The following is a 15,347-nucleotide window of genomic DNA, read 5'->3' as shown; positions in this document are numbered from 1 at the left end:
GCGGCTACTCCGTACGACGGCGGCGCTTGGCGGCGTACACGGCCGCGGCACCGATCAGCAGCACCAGCGCTCCGGTGGCGACGGCGGGCAGGTACGAGCCGACATCATGCTTCGCGTCGGCGGCAGGTGCGGCTTCGACCACCTGGGGGCCGGGCGCGGCCACAGCCGGAGCACTGGCGGAAGGAGGCGCGGAGGGCGTCGGCGAGACGCTCTCGGAAGGGCTCGGCGAGGCCGAGGGGCTCTCCGAAGGCGTGGAGCTGGGCAGCGGGGTCGGAGTCTGCGGGGCGGCTGGGGGCGGGTTCTCCGGGCGGGGACCGGTGTTGACGTTCGGAGGCAGGGGAGCGGCCGTGCGGGTGTCCTTCGGCGCGGGGCCGCCGGTCGGCTGGGTGTTCTTGGCGCGGAGCTGGTCGGGGGTGACGGTGGGCTTGCCCTCGGTGCCCTCGATGTTCGTGCCGCCGAAGATCCACAGGTCGACGCTGCCGGGCTTCGGCTTGTAGAGCATGGCGCCGAGCTGGCTGTACTCCCAGGTGTTCTGGCCGGGGTTCGCGTGCCAGTACGACCAGTAGGCGGAGGCCGGCGGGGTCAGGACGCAGTCGTCCTGCTGCGGGGTGGGGTACTGCTTGCCGCCCTGGTGTCCGCTGTAGCCGATGCGGCAGATGAAGGCGGGGCCGTCGTGGCCGGTGCCGGTGGTGGCCCAGCCGCCCTGGTTGAGGAGTTCGTAGCCGGTGGTGGGGGTGGTGCCGCAGGAGCGGTAGACGGGGCCGCCCCAGTGGCTGAAGTCCACGGCGAGTACGACCCCCGAGGAGGTGGTGCACTGGCCCATGGGCTGCGGTGCGGCGCCGGCGGGGGCCGCGGTGGCGGCGAAGGCGGCCACCGTCAGCCCCAGCGCGGCGGCGGTCCTGGCGAGGGCGCGTACGACGCGGTTGCGGCTCATGCTCCCGCTCCCGTCCGGCGGCGGCGCTTCGCGGCGCGGGTCAGGCCCCAGCCGCCGAGGGTCAGGACCAGCGCGGCAGCGGCCAGCGTGCCGACCTGGGCTCCGGTCGAGGCGAGAGGTCCGCCACCGGAGCCGGAGCCGCCTGCGGATCCTGTGCTGCCGCCGTTCTCGCCCGGGGTCACGATGACGGGCGAGCCGTTGCCGCCGGAGCTTCCTCCAGAGGTGCCTCCAGAAGTACCTCCGGTCGTGCTGGGGATGGGCTGGGGGGTGGTGCCGGTGAGGTCGCGGGTCAGCGTGCCGAAGGAGATGCCGGTGGCGCCGCCGACGGCCTGGGTGGAGGCGCGGAGGTCGGAGCCGGTCTGGCCGCCCTTGGCGACGTTGAACCCGCCGTCGCTGTTCTGCTGGCTCACCAGGAACTTCCGGGCCTTGGCGATCTGGGTGCCGTACTTGGGTGCGTCGAGTGAGAGCCCCTGGATGGCGAGGGCCGCGGAGTTCACGGAGTTGCCGGAGGCGCCGGGGAAGCCGCCGTCGTCCTTCTGCTGGGTGGCGAGCCAGGCGAGCGCCTTGTCCACCGCGGCCTGGGAGTCGGCGTCGGGGAGGAGGTCCACGGTCATGGCGGCCATGGCGGTGGAGTCCACTTCGGGGCCGCTGGGTTCCCCGATCAGGCTGACCCAGGCGCCCGAGGGATCCTGGAGGCTCTTGAGGTACGCGGCCGGCTCGGCCGCGGCGGCCTTCTCGCCGGCGCGGAGCTGGGCCATGACGCCGAGGGACTGCTTGAAGACGGACGTGGCGTAGGCGTAGTTGCCCTTGGCCGCGCACTCCTGGCGGGTGTCGGTCTTCGCCTGGCAGGTGATCTTGGCGAGTGCGGCGATCAGATCCTGGCCGCCGAAGTTCCGGGGGTCTCGGCCCACGGCTTCGGCGAGTACGGCGGTCTTGCCGATGGAGCCGCCGTTCGCGTACGTGGTGCCGACGAGGGTCCAGTCGTGGATGCCGCGCTTCTGGCCGTCCTTGCCGCCCTTGTCCATGAAGTCGACGATGTTGCGCAGGGCGGCGTTGTCCTGGCCGGTGGCGGCGAGGGCGTACGCGCCGTCGATGGTCAGGCCGTAGTCGGCGAAGCCGGAGCCGGGCTGGCTCTCGTAGAAGCGGCCCTGGACCAGGCGGGACGGGGCCGTCAGGTACGCGGTGCCCTTCTTGAGGTCGGGTCCTTCACCAGACGGGGGCGTGGTCGGCGGGTTCGTCGGTGCCGGCGGTTCGGCCGGCTTGGCGGTCAGGCTGGCCAGATCAGTGCCGGCGCCCGCGGCCGCGGCCGTGGCGGTGGGGTACAGCCTCGATTCGGTGTCGTCCTCGGCGAAGCCGAATCCGCCGGTCGGGAGCTGGTGCTTGGAGAGATAGGAGACGCCGGCGTCCGCGAACGCCTCGTCGCCGAGGGCGCGCAGTGCCTGCGAGGCCCAGGCGGTGGCGGCCGGGTTGCCGGTCGTCTCGTAGTAGAGGGCCGGCCAGGCGCCGGTCGTCAGCTGGGACCTCTTCAGGTAGCTGCGGGCCTTCTGGAGCACGGCCTCGTGGCCGCCGGCCCGCTCAAGGGCGAGGGTGATGAGGCCGGTGGCGCCGGCCTCGCTCTCGCAGCCCGGACTGCCGGGGCGGATGAGGACGCTGGTGAATCCGCCGTCCTCGCACTGCAGGACGGTCAGCCGGGCAACTGAGCCGGGGGGCGGGGTCATACCGGCGTTGACCAGGGCGATGACGGCCATGGCCTGGGCGTCGGCCTGCCCGGTGGTACGGAAGTCGCCCTTGGTGAGGCAGCCTTCGACCGTGTCGCCGTCGCCGATGTCGCGGGGGCAGGCGTACTTGACGAGGTCGCCGAGCAGGTCGTGCCCGCCGAACACGCGCGGGTCTTTGCCGGTGGCTTCGGCGACCAGGGCGAGCCGGGCCGCGGCGGTGGCGTCCGGGATGCCGTCCTTTCCGGCCGGGTAGGCGTACGCGTCGGTCTGCGCGGGCGTGGCGAGGAAGTCAGCGATCTTCTTCGCCACTGGGCTCTTGCGGTCGGCCGCCGCGAGGGCGAAGGCGGCTTCCGTGGTGAGGAAGTGGTTCGGGGTGGTGGAGCCTTCGTCGACGACGCGCTCCCCGTCCGTCAGCGTCCCGGTGACCCAGCGGGTGGTCGCGGGTACGTCGACACGCCCGGCCGGTACCTTGGGCGGGGCCGTCGGGACGGTCGGGTCGGGGGTGGTGAAACCGCGGACGTCGTCGGGGGAGAAGGACGGCTTGCCCTTGGTGCCCTCGATGTCCGTGCCGCCGTAGACCCAAGCCTCCACATCACCCGGCTTCGGGTTCCGGGCCATGGCCCCTTGCTGGCTGTAGGACCACTTGCGCTGACCGGGCGAGGCGGTCCAGTACGACCAGTAGGCGGTGGCCTGCGGGGTGAGTACGCAGGGCTCCTTGTCCGGCGTGGGGTACTGCGTACCGGTGCCCTTGCCGATGCGGCAGATGAAGGCGGGGCCGTCGTGGACGGTGCCCTCCATGGTGAAGCCGGCGGTCTGCAGCAGCTCGTAGCCGGTGGTGGGGGTGGTGTCGCAGCCCTTCTCCACCTTGCCGCCGAACGGGCCGAAGTCCACCGCGACGATCGCCCCGGCGGTGGCCGTGCACTGCTCGATCGGGTCGGCCGAGGCGGACACCGTCCCGCCCACGAAGGCCACGCTCGCGGCGAAGGTCAGCAACGCCGCCGATACGAGCGACAACAGCCCCTTGCTCCCCAGGTGTCGCTCTGCTTGCTGTGCGGTCCCCACCACGGCCCCTCGTGTCGGCCGGGCGGACCAGTGCGTGGTGAAGAGGCTTCCGCAGCCCGTTGGGCACACGGGGAGGCCGTTCGAACCACGCCGTAGTCCGCGACGGCGTTTCTCGCTGCAAAAACCTGACTCCAGGCATTCCGACTCGCCCGGATGGAACCGGGCCTACGGTTGCGGGTCAGCGCCGGATTTCGACCGGCTTCCCCTGGAGCTGAGTGCTTATCAGTCGGAGTGGACCACGTTGATAAAGACAGCGTCAAGGTGGTCTGCGTCTCATGTGCCACGGCTCCGGCACCGCTCGACCGGTCTCCAGCGCAGCGGCTGGCGGAGCCTTGATCACTCGGGTAGCGTCCTGGGCTGCCACATGGGGGAACCTGGTGCGAATCCGGGGCTGACGCGCAGCGGTGTGGGACGGCAGGGGGCCGTCACCAAGCCCGAATGCCCATGCGGCATGGCACATCACCAGCCGTACCACGCGTTCGGACGGCCGCCACCGAGCTCCGGGCTGCCCGCCCGCACGAGCCACGGTCAGGTCGGCGTCCCCCATTCCAGGAGCAGGCCATGACCCGTACCCGCACTTCCCGCCGCCTCACCCTTGCGGTGCCCGCAGCACTGGGCGCCCTCGCCCTCACGACCCTGCCGGCGTTCGCCACCTCCTCGCCCGCGCAGATCGCCACGTCCAAGACCAACGGCGTGACGTACCTCAAGTCCCTCCAGGCCGCCGACGGTTCGTACGCGGGCAGCGGCCTGTCCAACGAGTGGGCGTTCAGCGCCTTCGCGGCCACCGGCACGGCCGTCGTCGATGTCTACCCGGGTGGTGACACGACGAAGAACGCGCGGACGGTCTACCGCAACCTGCTTTCGACGGCGGGCTGGCCGCAGGCCTCCCCGGTCGTCACCGACTACGAGCGCGGCACCCTCAACGCGTACGCCGCCGGCATCGACCCGGCCCGCGTCTCGGCCTCCCGCAACCTCATCGCCAACATCTACTCCTACTGGCAGACCGCCGAGGCCGGCTACTTCGGCCCGTCCGGGAACTTCAACGGCACCGTCTTCGCGGCCCTTTCACTGGGCGGAGCCAAGACCCAGGCCGGCGGCGCGCGCGTCCCGCAGGCCCTGACCGACTCCATGGTCACCCGCATCCGGGCCAACCAGCACGTGGACGGCGGCTGGACCTATAACAAGGCCGAGGGCAACCCCACCGTCCTCAACTCCGCGGGCGATGTGGACATGACCGGCGCGGCGATGGCGGCCCTGTGCGTCTCCGGCGTTCCCAATACGGACGCGGACGTCGTCCAGGCGAAGAACTTCCTCAAGAGCAAGCTCGTCTCCAGCAGCGGCGCGTTCAATTCCCTCTACGGGGTCAACACCAGCTCCAACGGCTGGGGCGTCGCGGGGCTGAACGCCTGCGGTTTCAACCCGCAGACGGGCGATTTCCTCACCGGTAGCGGCAAGACCCCGATCGACTTCCTCATCGCCAACCAGTACAACCCGGCAGGCGGCTTCAAGTACCAGCCCGCCGACACCAGCCCGTCGGCCTACTCCTCCATCGACGCCCTGCGCGCCGTCGCAGGCGGTGGCTTCACCACCGCTCCGCCCGTCCCGGTCACCCCCGGCGCACCGCAGTGGGTTTCCCAGTCCACCTTCACCGCCGGCACGGCGACGAAGCTGGCACTGACCGTCGATGACGGGGCCGGCAATCTCAAGGTGTGCTCGGTGGCCTTCACGCCGACCGGGACGACCACCACACTGGGTGACGTCCTCAACGCCGCGGTGACCGCCGCCGCTCCGTCCGGTTGCGTCACCAGCGTCACGCCGTCCTCCGGGACCGGCACCATCACCGACGTCAACGGCAAGGCCAACAGCGGCTCCAACACGTGGAAGGTGAGCGTGGACGGGTCCGCGTTCGCCGGCGCCGCCCGCAACAAGGTCATCAACGTGGGCGACACGATCGCCCTGCGGTGGGGTGTCTGATCATTTCGGCCACAGTGCGGGTTGCGGGCCCCCGGCCCGCAACCCGCACTGTTGCACTATTGGAGGACAGGCAACGTGAAAGCAGGGCGTTTGCCCATGACGCCGGAAGGGTCGGGGATGGCGAAGATTGTGCCGCGTCATGTGATGGTCGACGGGGTGCAGTTGGTCGCCCTCACGGAACAGGAGTACGAGAGTCTCGCCGCGTCACGGCGCCAGTTCGGCTCCCACGTAGTGCGGTTGCGCATGACACGGGAGGCGCTCACCTCCTTGACCCGGGTGGCCGGGGCGATGTGTGCCCTGCTCCGGGCGGGCGAGGTCCCCGCGGAGACTTCCCACAGTGGACCTGATGCCTCCCGACAGGCGCCGAAGGGCCTGCTCAGCGCTCTGGAAGCAGCGGTCGAGCAGGCCCAACGAGTCATCGGAAAGCAGTCGGACGCATCGCCCGGCTCGGCGAACGGCCGTGGAGGCAAGCGCTAGCGGACCGACGGAGCGGGCCCGGTGGCACGGACTTCGGAACGGACTAGAAGGACGTCCAGGTGAAGGACACCTGGTCACCGGCGTTGAGCTTGAACTGGCAGCCGCCGACCGGGGTGGGGGTGCCGTTGACGGCGATGCTCCAGTAGGCGGAGCCGCCGCCGCTGACGTTCTTGATGGTGTCGACGGAGAAGTCGTCGAAGGACGCGTACCAGGTGCCGTCCCAGGCGAAGTAGTTCAGGCGGGCCGCGTCGTCGAGGGCCGCGGTCGGGGTGGGGACCTTGGACGGGTTGGCGCCGCCGTTGGTGCCGTCGCACTTGTGCGTGCCACCGGTCACCGTGGTGACGTCGTGGCCCTTGGTCGTGATCTTGCCCTTGAACAGCAGCCCGTCGGGGCCCTGAACGGTGAGGCTGACCCTGACGGCCGCGTTCGGGTTCGGCTTGGGGGCGGCCTCGGCCGCGGCCGGAGCGGTGGCGAGAGCGAGACCGAGGGCGACCGTGGTGATCACGGAGCGGCGGGCGAGGAGCTGGCGCATGATGCCTACTTCCTGAGAGGGACGACGGGTCTGAGCCGACGGTCCCTCCGCCGCACGTGCCCGTCCCCTGCTCGTTTCCAAGAGGAAAAGGGCAGGGGACGCAGGCCCGGGGTGGGGGCTTCGCGCTGCAGACCATGACAGTGAGAAGCAGTACGCAGTGCACCCCGGGTACTCCGACTCACGGTGCCCAGCGGCCCGTTCACGGTTGCAGGTCAGTGCCGGATTCCCACCGGCTTCCCCCAGCTGTGCATGCATTCGATTGTGAGCCCCGCCGTGTGGGCCGGAGCAGAACGCATCGTACGGTCTGGTGGGGGTGCGCCGGAAGCGGATCCCGAGAGATGATCGCGTGAACACATCGGCTCCGTCCCGGCGAGCCGCCTTCGGCCGGAAGGGGGCGCTACGCCCCGCCCAGCCGCCGTGCCTCCGCCTCGGTCACCGGGTCTCCGGCCTGCGCCCCGTGCAACACGTGGGCGAGTACTTCGGCACCCCGGACCACGCGCGGACCTGGCCGATTGAAGTAGGCGGGGCCGTCCAGCACCCACACCTCGCCCGCCCGTACGGCGGGCAGCTCCTCCCAGTCCGGCAGCGAGGTGAGCAGGTCGAGCTCCGTCAGGGTCCGCTCGGGCGGGAACCCGCACGGCAGGACGAGGACCACGTCCGGGCGTGCCTCGCGTACCGCCTCCCACGTCATCGGCCCGGTGTGCTCGCCCGGCCCGGCCAGTAGCGGCTCGCCGCCCGCCGCGGCGATCTGTTCGGGTACCCAGTGGCCGGCGGGCCACAGCGGGTCGAGCCACTCGACGGCCACCACCCGCGGCCTCGGCCAGCTTGCCACGGCGCGTCGGACCCCGGCGAGCCGGCCGAGCAGCTCCGTGCGCCGCCGTTCGGCCGTTTCCCGGACTCCCAGCAGGTCGCCCACGGTGACCAGGCAGTCCAGGACGTCGTCCAGGGTCCTCGGTTCCAGGCTCAGCACGCGCGGTCCGGCGTCCATGAGGCGCACCGCCCGGGAGACGCCCTCGTAGGACACCGCGCAGACCCGGCACAGGTCCTGGGTGAGCAGGACGTCGGGTGCGAGCGCCGCGAGTGCCTCCGTGTCCAGGGTGTAGAGCGAGGAGCCGCTGTGCGCCGCGCCACCGACCGCGGCGGAGATTTCCCGGCTGCTGAGTGCGTCCGCGTCGAATTCGGCGCGGGTGACCACGGGCACGGAGGCGACCGTCGCGGGAGGCCAGTCGCATTCGTGGGTGCGTCCGACCAGGTCGGCGGCGAGTCCGAGGTCCGCCACGATGTCCGTGGCCGCGGGGAGCAGGGAGACGATGCGCATGCCACGACTCTAGGCCCGCCCGAGCGGTGGGTCTGGACTTACTAGGACGTCCAACTATATGTTCGTGGCACAAGGTCCGCGGTGCAGGGAAGCCGGTGAGAAACCGGCACGGTCCCGCCACTGTGACCGGGGAGTGTGCTGCCATCCACACGCCACTGACGAGGTCTGTCGGGAAGGCGGGCGGCGCGCGGTGATCCGGGAGTCAGGATACCGGCCGCGGATGTTCCGTGTTGTCCACGAGGATGGAGCAGACACGCATGACACCGGTTTGTACCCACGACCCTGGTGATCCGGCGGAGCGCGCGCACACCGATTTCGCGCGCTCGTAGTTCTCACGGCTTCCCCGCAGCGGCGCACCCCTACCCGGGTGCGGTCCGCCGGCCTGCCGTGCCATCCCCGGATCCAACCTGACGAGAGCAGGCATCCATGGTCCGTGAACTCACCCATTTCATCGGCGGAAAGCACACCACCGGTTCCTCCGGGCTCTTCGCCGACGTGTACGACCCCAACACTGGCGCCGTCCAGGCCCGGGTTCCGCTCGCCGGGCGCGCCGACACCGAGGCCGCCATCGCCAACGCCGAGGAGGCGCAGGCCGAGTGGGGGCAGTGGAACCCCCAGCGGCGCGCCCGTGTCCTGATGCGCTTCCTCCAGCTCGTCGAGGGTGAACGCGAGAGCTTGGCCCGGCTGTTGTCGGCCGAGCACGGCAAGACCGTCGCCGATGCCCACGGCGACCTGCAACGCGGCCTGGAGGTGGTCGAGTTCGCGGCAGGTATCCCGCACCTGCTCAAAGGCGAGTTCACCGACAACGCGGGCACCGGGATCGACGTGCACTCGCTGCGCTCCCCGCTCGGTGTCGTCGCCGGGATCACCCCCTTCAACTTCCCCGCGATGATCCCCCTCTGGCAGGCCGCGCCCGCCCTGGCCTGCGGCAACGCGTTCATCCTCAAGCCCTCCGAGCGCGACCCGTCCGTACCGCTGCGCCTCGCGGAACTCTTCCTGGAGGCCGGCCTGCCGCCGGGCGTCCTCAACGTGGTCAACGGCGGGAAGGAAGCCGTCGACACCCTCCTCGAAGACCCCCGCGTCCAGGCACTCGGCTTCGTCGGCTCCACTCCGATCGCCGCGCACATCTACGCCACCGCAGCCGCGCACGGCAAGCGCGCCCAGTGCTTCGGCGGGGCCAAGAACCACATGATCGTGATGCCGGACGCCGACCTCGACCAGGCCGTCGACGCCCTGATCGGCGCCGGCTACGGCTCGGCCGGCGAACGCTGCATGGCCATCTCCGTCGCCGTCCCCGTCGGCGAGGAGACCGCCGACAAGCTGGTCGCCGCCCTGAAGGACCGCATCGCGACCTTGAAGATCGGTCGCTCCGATGACCCTGACGCGGAATTCGGCCCTCTGGTGAGCCGCGACGCCCTCGACCGGGTCCGCCGCTACGTCGACATCGGCGTCAACGAGGGAGCCGAACTCGTCGTTGACGGACGCGGTTTCGCTCTGGAAGGTCACGAGAACGGCTTCTTCGCCGGCGCGTCCCTCTTCGACCGTGTCTCCCCACAGATGAGGATCTACCGCGAGGAGATCTTCGGCCCCGTCCTGTCCGTGGTGCGGGCCGCAGACTTCGAGGAGGCGCTGCGCCTGCCGAGCGAGCACCCGTTCGGCAACGGCGTGGCGATCTTCACCCGGGACGGGGACACCGCCCGCGAGTTCTCCCGCCGGGTCAACACCGGCATGGTCGGCGTCAACGTGCCGATCCCCGTCCCCGTCGCCTACCACACCTTCGGAGGCTGGAAGAAGTCCGGCTTCGGCGACCTGAACCAGCACGGCCCGGACTCGATCCGCTTCTACACCCGCACGAAGACCGTCACCTCGCGCTGGCCCTCCGGGGTCAAGGAGGGCGCGAGCTTCACCATCCCGACGATGGGGTGAGCGCGGTGACCACCACCCTCACCGAGGACCAGCTCGCCCTGGCCGAGGTCACCCTCGACTTCGCGCAGGAGCAGCTCGCCCCCCATGCCGTGGCCTGGGACCAGGACAAGCACTTCCCCGTCGACGTCATCCGCCGGGCGGCCGGACTCGGTCTCGCCGGCGTGTACGTACGCGAGGAGCAGGGCGGTTCCGGCCTCTCCCGCAGCGACGGCGTCCTCGTCTTCGAGACCCTCGCGACGGGCTGTCCGTCCATCGCGGGCTACCTCTCCATCCACAACATGGTCGCCTGGATGATCGACCGCTACGGCGACGACGCCCAGCGCGCCCGCTGGCTGCCCGGCCTCTGCTCCGCGACGACCCTGGGCAGCTACTGCCTGACCGAACCGGGCGCGGGCTCGGACGCCGCCGCGCTGCGCACCCGCGCCGAACGCCAGGGCGACCACTACGTGCTGACCGGGGTCAAGCAGTTCATCTCCGGTGCCGGCGCCTCGGACGTCTACGTGGTCATGGCCCGGACCGGCGAGCCGGGCCCCGGCGGGATCTCCGCCTTTGTGGTCGAGCGCGAGGATCCGGGAGTCTCCTTCGGCCCCAATGAACGGAAGATGGGCTGGAACGCGCAGCCGACCCGTCAGGTGGTCCTCGACGGTGTTCGCATTCCTGCCGACCGGCGGCTCGGCGCGGAGGGCGATGGCTTCCGCATCGCCATGAACGGCCTCAACGGCGGCCGGCTCGGCATCGCTGCCTGCTCGCTCGGCGGGGCGCAGAGCGCCCTCGATCGCTCGCTGTCCTACCTGGCCGACCGCGAGGCCTTCGGCGCCCGTCTGCTGGACGCGCAGGCGCTCCAGTTCCGGCTGGCCGACATGGCCACGGAACTGGCCGCCGCCCGCGCGCTGGTCCGCCAGGCCGCCGAGGCCCTGGATACCGGGGATCCGCTGGCTCCGCGGCTGTGCGCGATGGCCAAGCGGTTCGCCACCGACACCGGGTACGCGGTGGCCGACGCGGCCCTCCAGCTCCACGGCGGATACGGATACCTGAGCGAGTACGGCATCGAGAAGATCGTCCGCGACCTGCGGGTCCATCAGATCCTGGAAGGCACGAACGAGGTCATGCGCGTCATCGTCGCGCGCGGACTCACGGAGACCCTGCGATGACCAACGAAGCCCCTCACGACCACGACAACGACCGCGACCACGTCCTCCTGCGCACCGAGGGACGTGCTGCCTACCTCACCCTCAACCGCCCCAAGGCCCTCAACGCCCTCAGCCATCCGATGGTGCTCCGCATCGAGCAGGCCCTCACGGCCTGGGCGCAGGACCCCGGCATCGAAGTGGTCGTCATCGACGGCGCCGGCGGCCGGGGCCTGTGCGCGGGCGGGGACATCCGCGCGATCTACGAGGACGCCCGTACCGGTGGCACCGCCTCGGCGGACTTCTGGCGCGACGAGTACCGGCTCAACGCGCTGATCGCCCGCTACCCCAAGCCCTACGTGGCCCTCATGGACGGCATCGTCATGGGCGGCGGAGTGGGCGTCTCCGCCCACGGCAGCGTCCGCATCGTCACCGAACGCTCCAAGATCGCCATGCCCGAGACCGGCATCGGGTTCGTCCCCGACGTCGGCGGCACCTACCTCCTCGCCCTGGCTCCGGGGGAGCTCGGCACCCACCTGGCACTCACGGGAGCCCCGGTCGGCGCCGCCGACGCGCTGCTGTGCGGGCTCGCCGACCACTTCGTCCCAGCGCAGGCGCTGCCCACGCTGTCCCGGGAGCTGGCCGTGGACTCCGTACACGAAGTGCTGCAGCGGCACGTGCAAGAGCCTCCCGCAGGGACCCTCGTCCCCGCGCGCGGCGAGTGGATCGACCACTGCTACGCCGCCGACACCGCCGAGGAGATCGTGGCCCGGCTCCTGGCCTCGGGCTCGTCCGCCGCGAAGGACGCGGCGGACACCCTGCTGTCCAAGTCGCCGACGGCGGTCAAGGTTACCCTGGCCGCACTGCGCGGGGCCCGGCAGCTGGGGCCGCTGGAGCGGGTGCTGGACCAGGAATACCGCGTCTCGTGCGCGGCACTGTCCTCGCCCGACCTGGTGGAGGGCATCCGCGCCCAGGTCATCGACAAGGACCGGAACCCGCGGTGGTCCCCGGCCACGCTGGAGGACGTCACCCCCGCGGAAGTGGACCGCTACTTCGCCCCGCTCGACGCGAACGAGCTCGGGCTCGTCGCGACCACTTCGTCGCAGGAGGTCGTCTGGTGAGCAGCACCGTCGCATTCATCGGGCTCGGACACATGGGCGGGCCCATGGCCGCCAACCTCGTCAAGGCCGGCCACCGCGTCCTCGGCTTCGACCTCGTGCCCGAGCTGCTCGCCGCCGCTGCCGCCACCGGCGTCGAGCCGGCGCCCTCCGCCGCGGAGGCCGCCGCCGCGGCCGACGTGGTGATCACCATGCTCCCCGCCGGCCATCACGTCCTCTCCCTCTACCGGGAACAGGGTCTCCTGGCCGCAGCCCGGCCCGGGACCCTGTTCGTCGACTGCTCCACCATCGACGTGGCCGACGCGCGGACTGCGCACGAGGCCGTCGTCGCGGCCGGCCACCGGGGGCTGGACGCCCCGGTGTCCGGGGGAGTCGTGGGCGCGGAAGCCGCGACCCTCACCTTCATGGCGGGCGGAGGGGAAGCCGAGTTCGCTGCTGCCGAACCACTGCTCGGAGCCATGGGGAAGAAGGCCGTGCACTGCGGTGCGGCAGGATCCGGCCAAGCCGCGAAGATCTGCAACAACATGATCCTCGCCGTCTCCATGATCGGGGTGAGCGAGGCCTTCGTCCTGGCCGAGAGCCTCGGCCTGGATCACCAGGCGCTGTACGACGTCGCCTCCACCGCCTCGGGCCAGTGCTGGGCCCTGACCGTCAACTGCCCCGTCCCCGGCCCCGTCCCGACCAGTCCGGCCAACCGTGACTACCGGCCGGGCTTCGCCGCCCCGCTGATGGCCAAGGACCTCGGGCTCGCCGCGAACGCTCTGCGCGCCGGCGGAGTGGACGCACCGCTGGGACTCAAGGCCGCGCAGATGTACGCAGACTTCGCCGAGGGGGAGGGTGCGGGACTGGACTTCTCAGCGATCGTCCGCACGCTCCGTCCCGGTGTACCGAACCAGATGGGAAACCCCGCATGACCACCTACGAGACCATCCTGCTCGAACGCAAGGGCCGCGTCGCCGTCCTCACCCTCAACCGGCCCGAGGCACTCAACGCCCTCAACCTCCAGGTGATGACGGAGGTCGTGGCGGCCACCGAGGAGCTGGACCGGGACCCGGAGGTCGGCTGCATCGTGCTGACCGGTTCCGCGAAGGCCTTCGCCGCCGGCGCCGACATCAAGGAGATGCGCCCGCAGTCCTACATGGACATGTACCTCTCCGACTGGTTCACGGCCTGGGACCGGCTCGGCCAGGTCCGCACCCCCACGCTCGCCGCCGTCTCCGGCTATGCGCTGGGCGGCGGCTGCGAACTGGCCATGCTCTGCGACATCCTGCTCGCCGCCGACACCGCGAAGTTCGGCCAGCCCGAGATCAAGCTCGGAGTCATCCCCGGCATCGGCGGCTCCCAGCGCCTGACGCGCGCCGTCGGCAAGGCCAAGGCCATGGAGCTCTGCCTGACCGGCCGCACCATGGACGCCACCGAAGCCGAACGCGCCGGGCTTGTCTCCCGGATCGTGCCCGCGGACGAACTGCTCGCCGAGGCCCTCGCCGTGGCGACGACGGTCGCCGAGATGTCCAAGCCGGTCGCGATGATGGCTAAGGAGGCGGTCAACCGCGCCTTCGAGACCACCCTCGCCGAAGGCGTCCGCTTCGAACGCCGCCTCTTCCACGCGGTGTTCGCCACCGCCGACCAGAAGGAGGGCATGTCCGCCTTCGTGGACAAGCGCCCGCCGCACTTCACACACAGCTGACCGCGTGCAGCGTTCGGTGGACGGCAGGCCAGCCGTCCACCGAACGCTGGTCACCGTCCTGGACGCGGCTCGTCAGTCTGGCGTTCCAGGGTCCTACAGGACCTGGCGGACAGGGAGAGCCGTTGGCGAGCCAGGTCGACCGCGACGATCCGTACCGTGATCTCATCACCTTCGCGGACGATCCGAGCGGGATCGTCGACGGGCGCGTCCGCCAGCTCGGTGTTGTGTACGAACCCCTCCACACCCTCGGCCAGACGGACGACTGCCCCGAACGACAGCAAGGTGGTGACCCGCCCGACCGCGGTCTGGCCGATTCGCTCCCTGAACGGTACGAGAGGGTTCGTCTGGAGCGCCTTCAGGGACAACTGAACCTGCCCTCGGCGCCTGTTCACGTCGAGGATCTCCCCTACGACGGGCTGTCCGACCGTGACCACATCGGCCGGCTCGTTGATCCAGGCCCAGGTCAGTTCGGGCCCGCGAATGAAGCCCGTGCACAGACCGTCCGGCTCGTCGTCGAGGTTCACGAAGACTCCGTAAGTGTGGACGCTACGCACCCGGCCCCTGTGGATGGCACCACGTCGGAGGCTCAAGAGGAAATCTCGCAGAGCCAGGTCCTCACAGGCGGAGGCCGACCCCCAGACGTACTCGTGCTCGCGGTCGATCTCGAAAACCTCGAAGGTGAGCCGCTGGCCGATGCCCACCACCTTGGACGGATGTTCAGACAGGTGGAGTGATAGATCTCGGCTGAGGATGCGCGCTGTGACTGGCTTGGCGCCCGAGAATCCGTCCATTTCAACGAGCACTTCGTGGTCCGAGATGTTGACGACTCGACCCGTGCGGATTTCGCCGGCACGGATGGCGTCGAAGGGGTTGTTGGCTCCGTCCTGCAATGGGGCATCGGTCATGATGATCACCCTATGATCCCGGGCTGTTCAGCACACCGCAGTGGGGGCGTCTCCTTGGTGAGCGCGCGATCCGCCCCTGCCGGAGCCGAGCGTCTTGCGCAGCGGACAGCCTCTGTGATCAGGGACTCATCCGCTTGGTCGGACCGGTCGCACGCTGTAGCCTCACGCCGACATTTCCATATAGCGACGACGGCGAGACGGAAGCCCGGTGTGAATCCGGCATGGTCGCGCCACTGTGTGCTGCGGCGACACCTTCCGGGTGGCGGCGCGGCGAGTCAGACCCGAGGACCGTCGTCCTGCACCACCGTATGGGACGCGTTGTTCCCCGAGGAGGTTCCATCATGGCCGAGGCTGTCGCTTCCGCTGCCATACCCGCCACCGCCCTGTCGCCGTCGGCTCCGCTGCCCGTGCGCGCGGTCCTGCCCTGGGCGCTGTTCGTCGGCCTGCTGATGCTCGTGGCCCTGTACTTCGTCGGTGCGGAGCAGGGCGCGACCGCCGTGTTCTCCGGCGAGGGCGTCCACGAGTGGGTCCACGACGGCCGCCACCTGCTCGGCTTCCCCTGCCACTGA

13 protein-coding genes and 4 riboswitches are annotated in these 15,347 nt (G+C 70.6%); of the genes, 8 read left to right on the top strand and 5 right to left on the bottom strand.

The window, feature by feature from the left end:
* Positions 1-4 precede the first annotated feature (4 nt).
* Both AB0469_RS06100 and AB0469_RS06095 read right to left on the bottom strand, forming a co-directional pair.
* Complete coding sequence (locus AB0469_RS06100) at positions 5-934, bottom strand: hypothetical protein (RefSeq protein ID WP_366450131.1); 930 nt, start codon at positions 932-934, stop codon at positions 5-7.
* Positions 931-3,714, bottom strand: a complete 2,784-nt coding sequence (locus AB0469_RS06095) for a prenyltransferase/squalene oxidase repeat-containing protein (RefSeq protein WP_366450130.1) — start codon at positions 3,712-3,714, stop codon at positions 931-933. The genes AB0469_RS06100 and AB0469_RS06095 overlap by 4 nt, the downstream gene beginning before the upstream one ends.
* 112 nt (positions 3,715-3,826) lie before the next feature.
* A riboswitch (cobalamin riboswitch) is annotated at positions 3,827-3,963 on the bottom strand.
* A gap of 76 nt (positions 3,964-4,039) precedes the next feature.
* Positions 4,040-4,179: riboswitch (cobalamin riboswitch) on the top strand.
* Between the two features lie 96 nt (positions 4,180-4,275).
* Between AB0469_RS06095 and AB0469_RS06090 the strand changes: the two genes are divergently transcribed.
* Both AB0469_RS06090 and AB0469_RS06085 read left to right on the top strand, forming a co-directional pair.
* Positions 4,276-5,688, top strand: coding sequence for a hypothetical protein (locus AB0469_RS06090; RefSeq protein WP_366450129.1), 1,413 nt, complete (start codon positions 4,276-4,278; stop codon positions 5,686-5,688).
* A gap of 117 nt (positions 5,689-5,805) precedes the next feature.
* Positions 5,806-6,165: a hypothetical protein gene (locus AB0469_RS06085; protein ID WP_366450128.1), complete on the top strand. Its 360-nt coding sequence runs from the start codon at positions 5,806-5,808 to the stop codon at positions 6,163-6,165.
* 43 nt (positions 6,166-6,208) lie between these two features.
* Here the strand turns inward: AB0469_RS06085 and AB0469_RS06080 are convergent, their stop codons facing one another.
* Together AB0469_RS06080 and AB0469_RS06075 are read right to left on the bottom strand one after the other, a co-directional pair.
* A complete protein-coding gene (locus AB0469_RS06080) occupies positions 6,209-6,697 on the bottom strand; it encodes a DUF4430 domain-containing protein (protein WP_366450127.1) in 489 nt (162 codons plus the stop codon).
* A gap of 166 nt (positions 6,698-6,863) precedes the next feature.
* A riboswitch (cobalamin riboswitch) is annotated at positions 6,864-6,937 on the bottom strand.
* A 157-nt stretch (positions 6,938-7,094) separates the two neighbouring features.
* On the bottom strand, positions 7,095-8,015 hold the full coding sequence (locus tag AB0469_RS06075) for a cobalamin-binding protein (protein ID WP_366450126.1): 921 nt from the start codon (positions 8,013-8,015) through the stop codon (positions 7,095-7,097).
* A gap of 48 nt (positions 8,016-8,063) precedes the next feature.
* Positions 8,064-8,249, top strand: a riboswitch (cobalamin riboswitch).
* 192 nt (positions 8,250-8,441) lie between these two features.
* Here AB0469_RS06075 and AB0469_RS06070 point away from each other — a divergent pair.
* The 5 genes from AB0469_RS06070 to AB0469_RS06050 are packed head-to-tail and all read left to right on the top strand — an operon-like array spanning position 8,442 to position 13,873.
* Complete coding sequence (locus AB0469_RS06070) at positions 8,442-9,941, top strand: CoA-acylating methylmalonate-semialdehyde dehydrogenase (protein WP_366450124.1); 1,500 nt, start codon at positions 8,442-8,444, stop codon at positions 9,939-9,941.
* Entirely contained in the window at positions 9,938-11,092 is a 1,155-nt protein-coding gene (locus AB0469_RS06065) for an acyl-CoA dehydrogenase family protein (protein WP_366450123.1), read from the top strand. Before AB0469_RS06070 ends, AB0469_RS06065 begins: the two co-directional genes overlap by 4 nt.
* A complete protein-coding gene (locus tag AB0469_RS06060; protein ID WP_366450122.1) occupies positions 11,089-12,189 on the top strand; it encodes an enoyl-CoA hydratase/isomerase family protein in 1,101 nt (366 codons plus the stop codon). Before AB0469_RS06065 ends, AB0469_RS06060 begins: the two co-directional genes overlap by 4 nt.
* The gene (gene mmsB, locus AB0469_RS06055) at positions 12,186-13,100 is read left to right on the top strand and encodes a 3-hydroxyisobutyrate dehydrogenase (RefSeq protein WP_366450121.1); all 915 of its coding nucleotides are present in this window, start codon (positions 12,186-12,188) and stop codon (positions 13,098-13,100) included. The genes AB0469_RS06060 and mmsB overlap by 4 nt, the downstream gene beginning before the upstream one ends.
* A complete protein-coding gene (locus AB0469_RS06050; protein WP_366450120.1) occupies positions 13,097-13,873 on the top strand; it encodes an enoyl-CoA hydratase in 777 nt (258 codons plus the stop codon). The genes mmsB and AB0469_RS06050 overlap by 4 nt, the downstream gene beginning before the upstream one ends.
* A gap of 50 nt (positions 13,874-13,923) precedes the next feature.
* Here AB0469_RS06050 and AB0469_RS06045 read toward each other — a convergent pair whose 3' ends face one another.
* A complete protein-coding gene (locus AB0469_RS06045) occupies positions 13,924-14,778 on the bottom strand; it encodes a S1 RNA-binding domain-containing protein (RefSeq protein WP_366450242.1) in 855 nt (284 codons plus the stop codon).
* Between the two features lie 341 nt (positions 14,779-15,119).
* Here AB0469_RS06045 and AB0469_RS06040 point away from each other — a divergent pair, with 341 nt between their 5' ends.
* Positions 15,120-15,347 (top strand): CbtB-domain containing protein, encoded by a 228-nt coding sequence (locus AB0469_RS06040; RefSeq protein ID WP_366450119.1) that lies wholly within the window; start codon positions 15,120-15,122, stop codon positions 15,345-15,347.

It is taken from the genome of Streptomyces sp. NPDC093801 (genome assembly GCF_040701585.1).
In the GTDB taxonomy this organism is placed as follows: domain Bacteria; phylum Actinomycetota; class Actinomycetes; order Streptomycetales; family Streptomycetaceae; genus Streptomyces.
The sequence above is the reverse complement of the archived record's forward strand: the minus strand, read 5'-3'. Positions and strand labels throughout refer to the sequence as shown.

Coding starts and splice junctions, on each gene's coding strand:
- AB0469_RS06070 (WP_366450124.1), top strand. CDS start 8,442: ATGGTCCGTGAACTCACCCATTTCATCGGCGGAAAGCACACCACCGGT.
- AB0469_RS06040 (WP_366450119.1), top strand. CDS start 15,120: ATGGCCGAGGCTGTCGCTTCCGCTGCCATACCCGCCACCGCCCTGTCG.
- AB0469_RS06100 (WP_366450131.1), bottom strand. CDS start 934: ATGAGCCGCAACCGCGTCGTACGCGCCCTCGCCAGGACCGCCGCCGCG.
- AB0469_RS06085 (WP_366450128.1), top strand. CDS start 5,806: ATGGCGAAGATTGTGCCGCGTCATGTGATGGTCGACGGGGTGCAGTTG.
- AB0469_RS06045 (WP_366450242.1), bottom strand. CDS start 14,778: ATGACCGATGCCCCATTGCAGGACGGAGCCAACAACCCCTTCGACGCC.
- AB0469_RS06050 (WP_366450120.1), top strand. CDS start 13,097: ATGACCACCTACGAGACCATCCTGCTCGAACGCAAGGGCCGCGTCGCC.
- AB0469_RS06090 (WP_366450129.1), top strand. CDS start 4,276: ATGACCCGTACCCGCACTTCCCGCCGCCTCACCCTTGCGGTGCCCGCA.
- AB0469_RS06075 (WP_366450126.1), bottom strand. CDS start 8,015: ATGCGCATCGTCTCCCTGCTCCCCGCGGCCACGGACATCGTGGCGGAC.
- AB0469_RS06060 (WP_366450122.1), top strand. CDS start 11,089: ATGACCAACGAAGCCCCTCACGACCACGACAACGACCGCGACCACGTC.
- AB0469_RS06080 (WP_366450127.1), bottom strand. CDS start 6,697: ATGCGCCAGCTCCTCGCCCGCCGCTCCGTGATCACCACGGTCGCCCTC.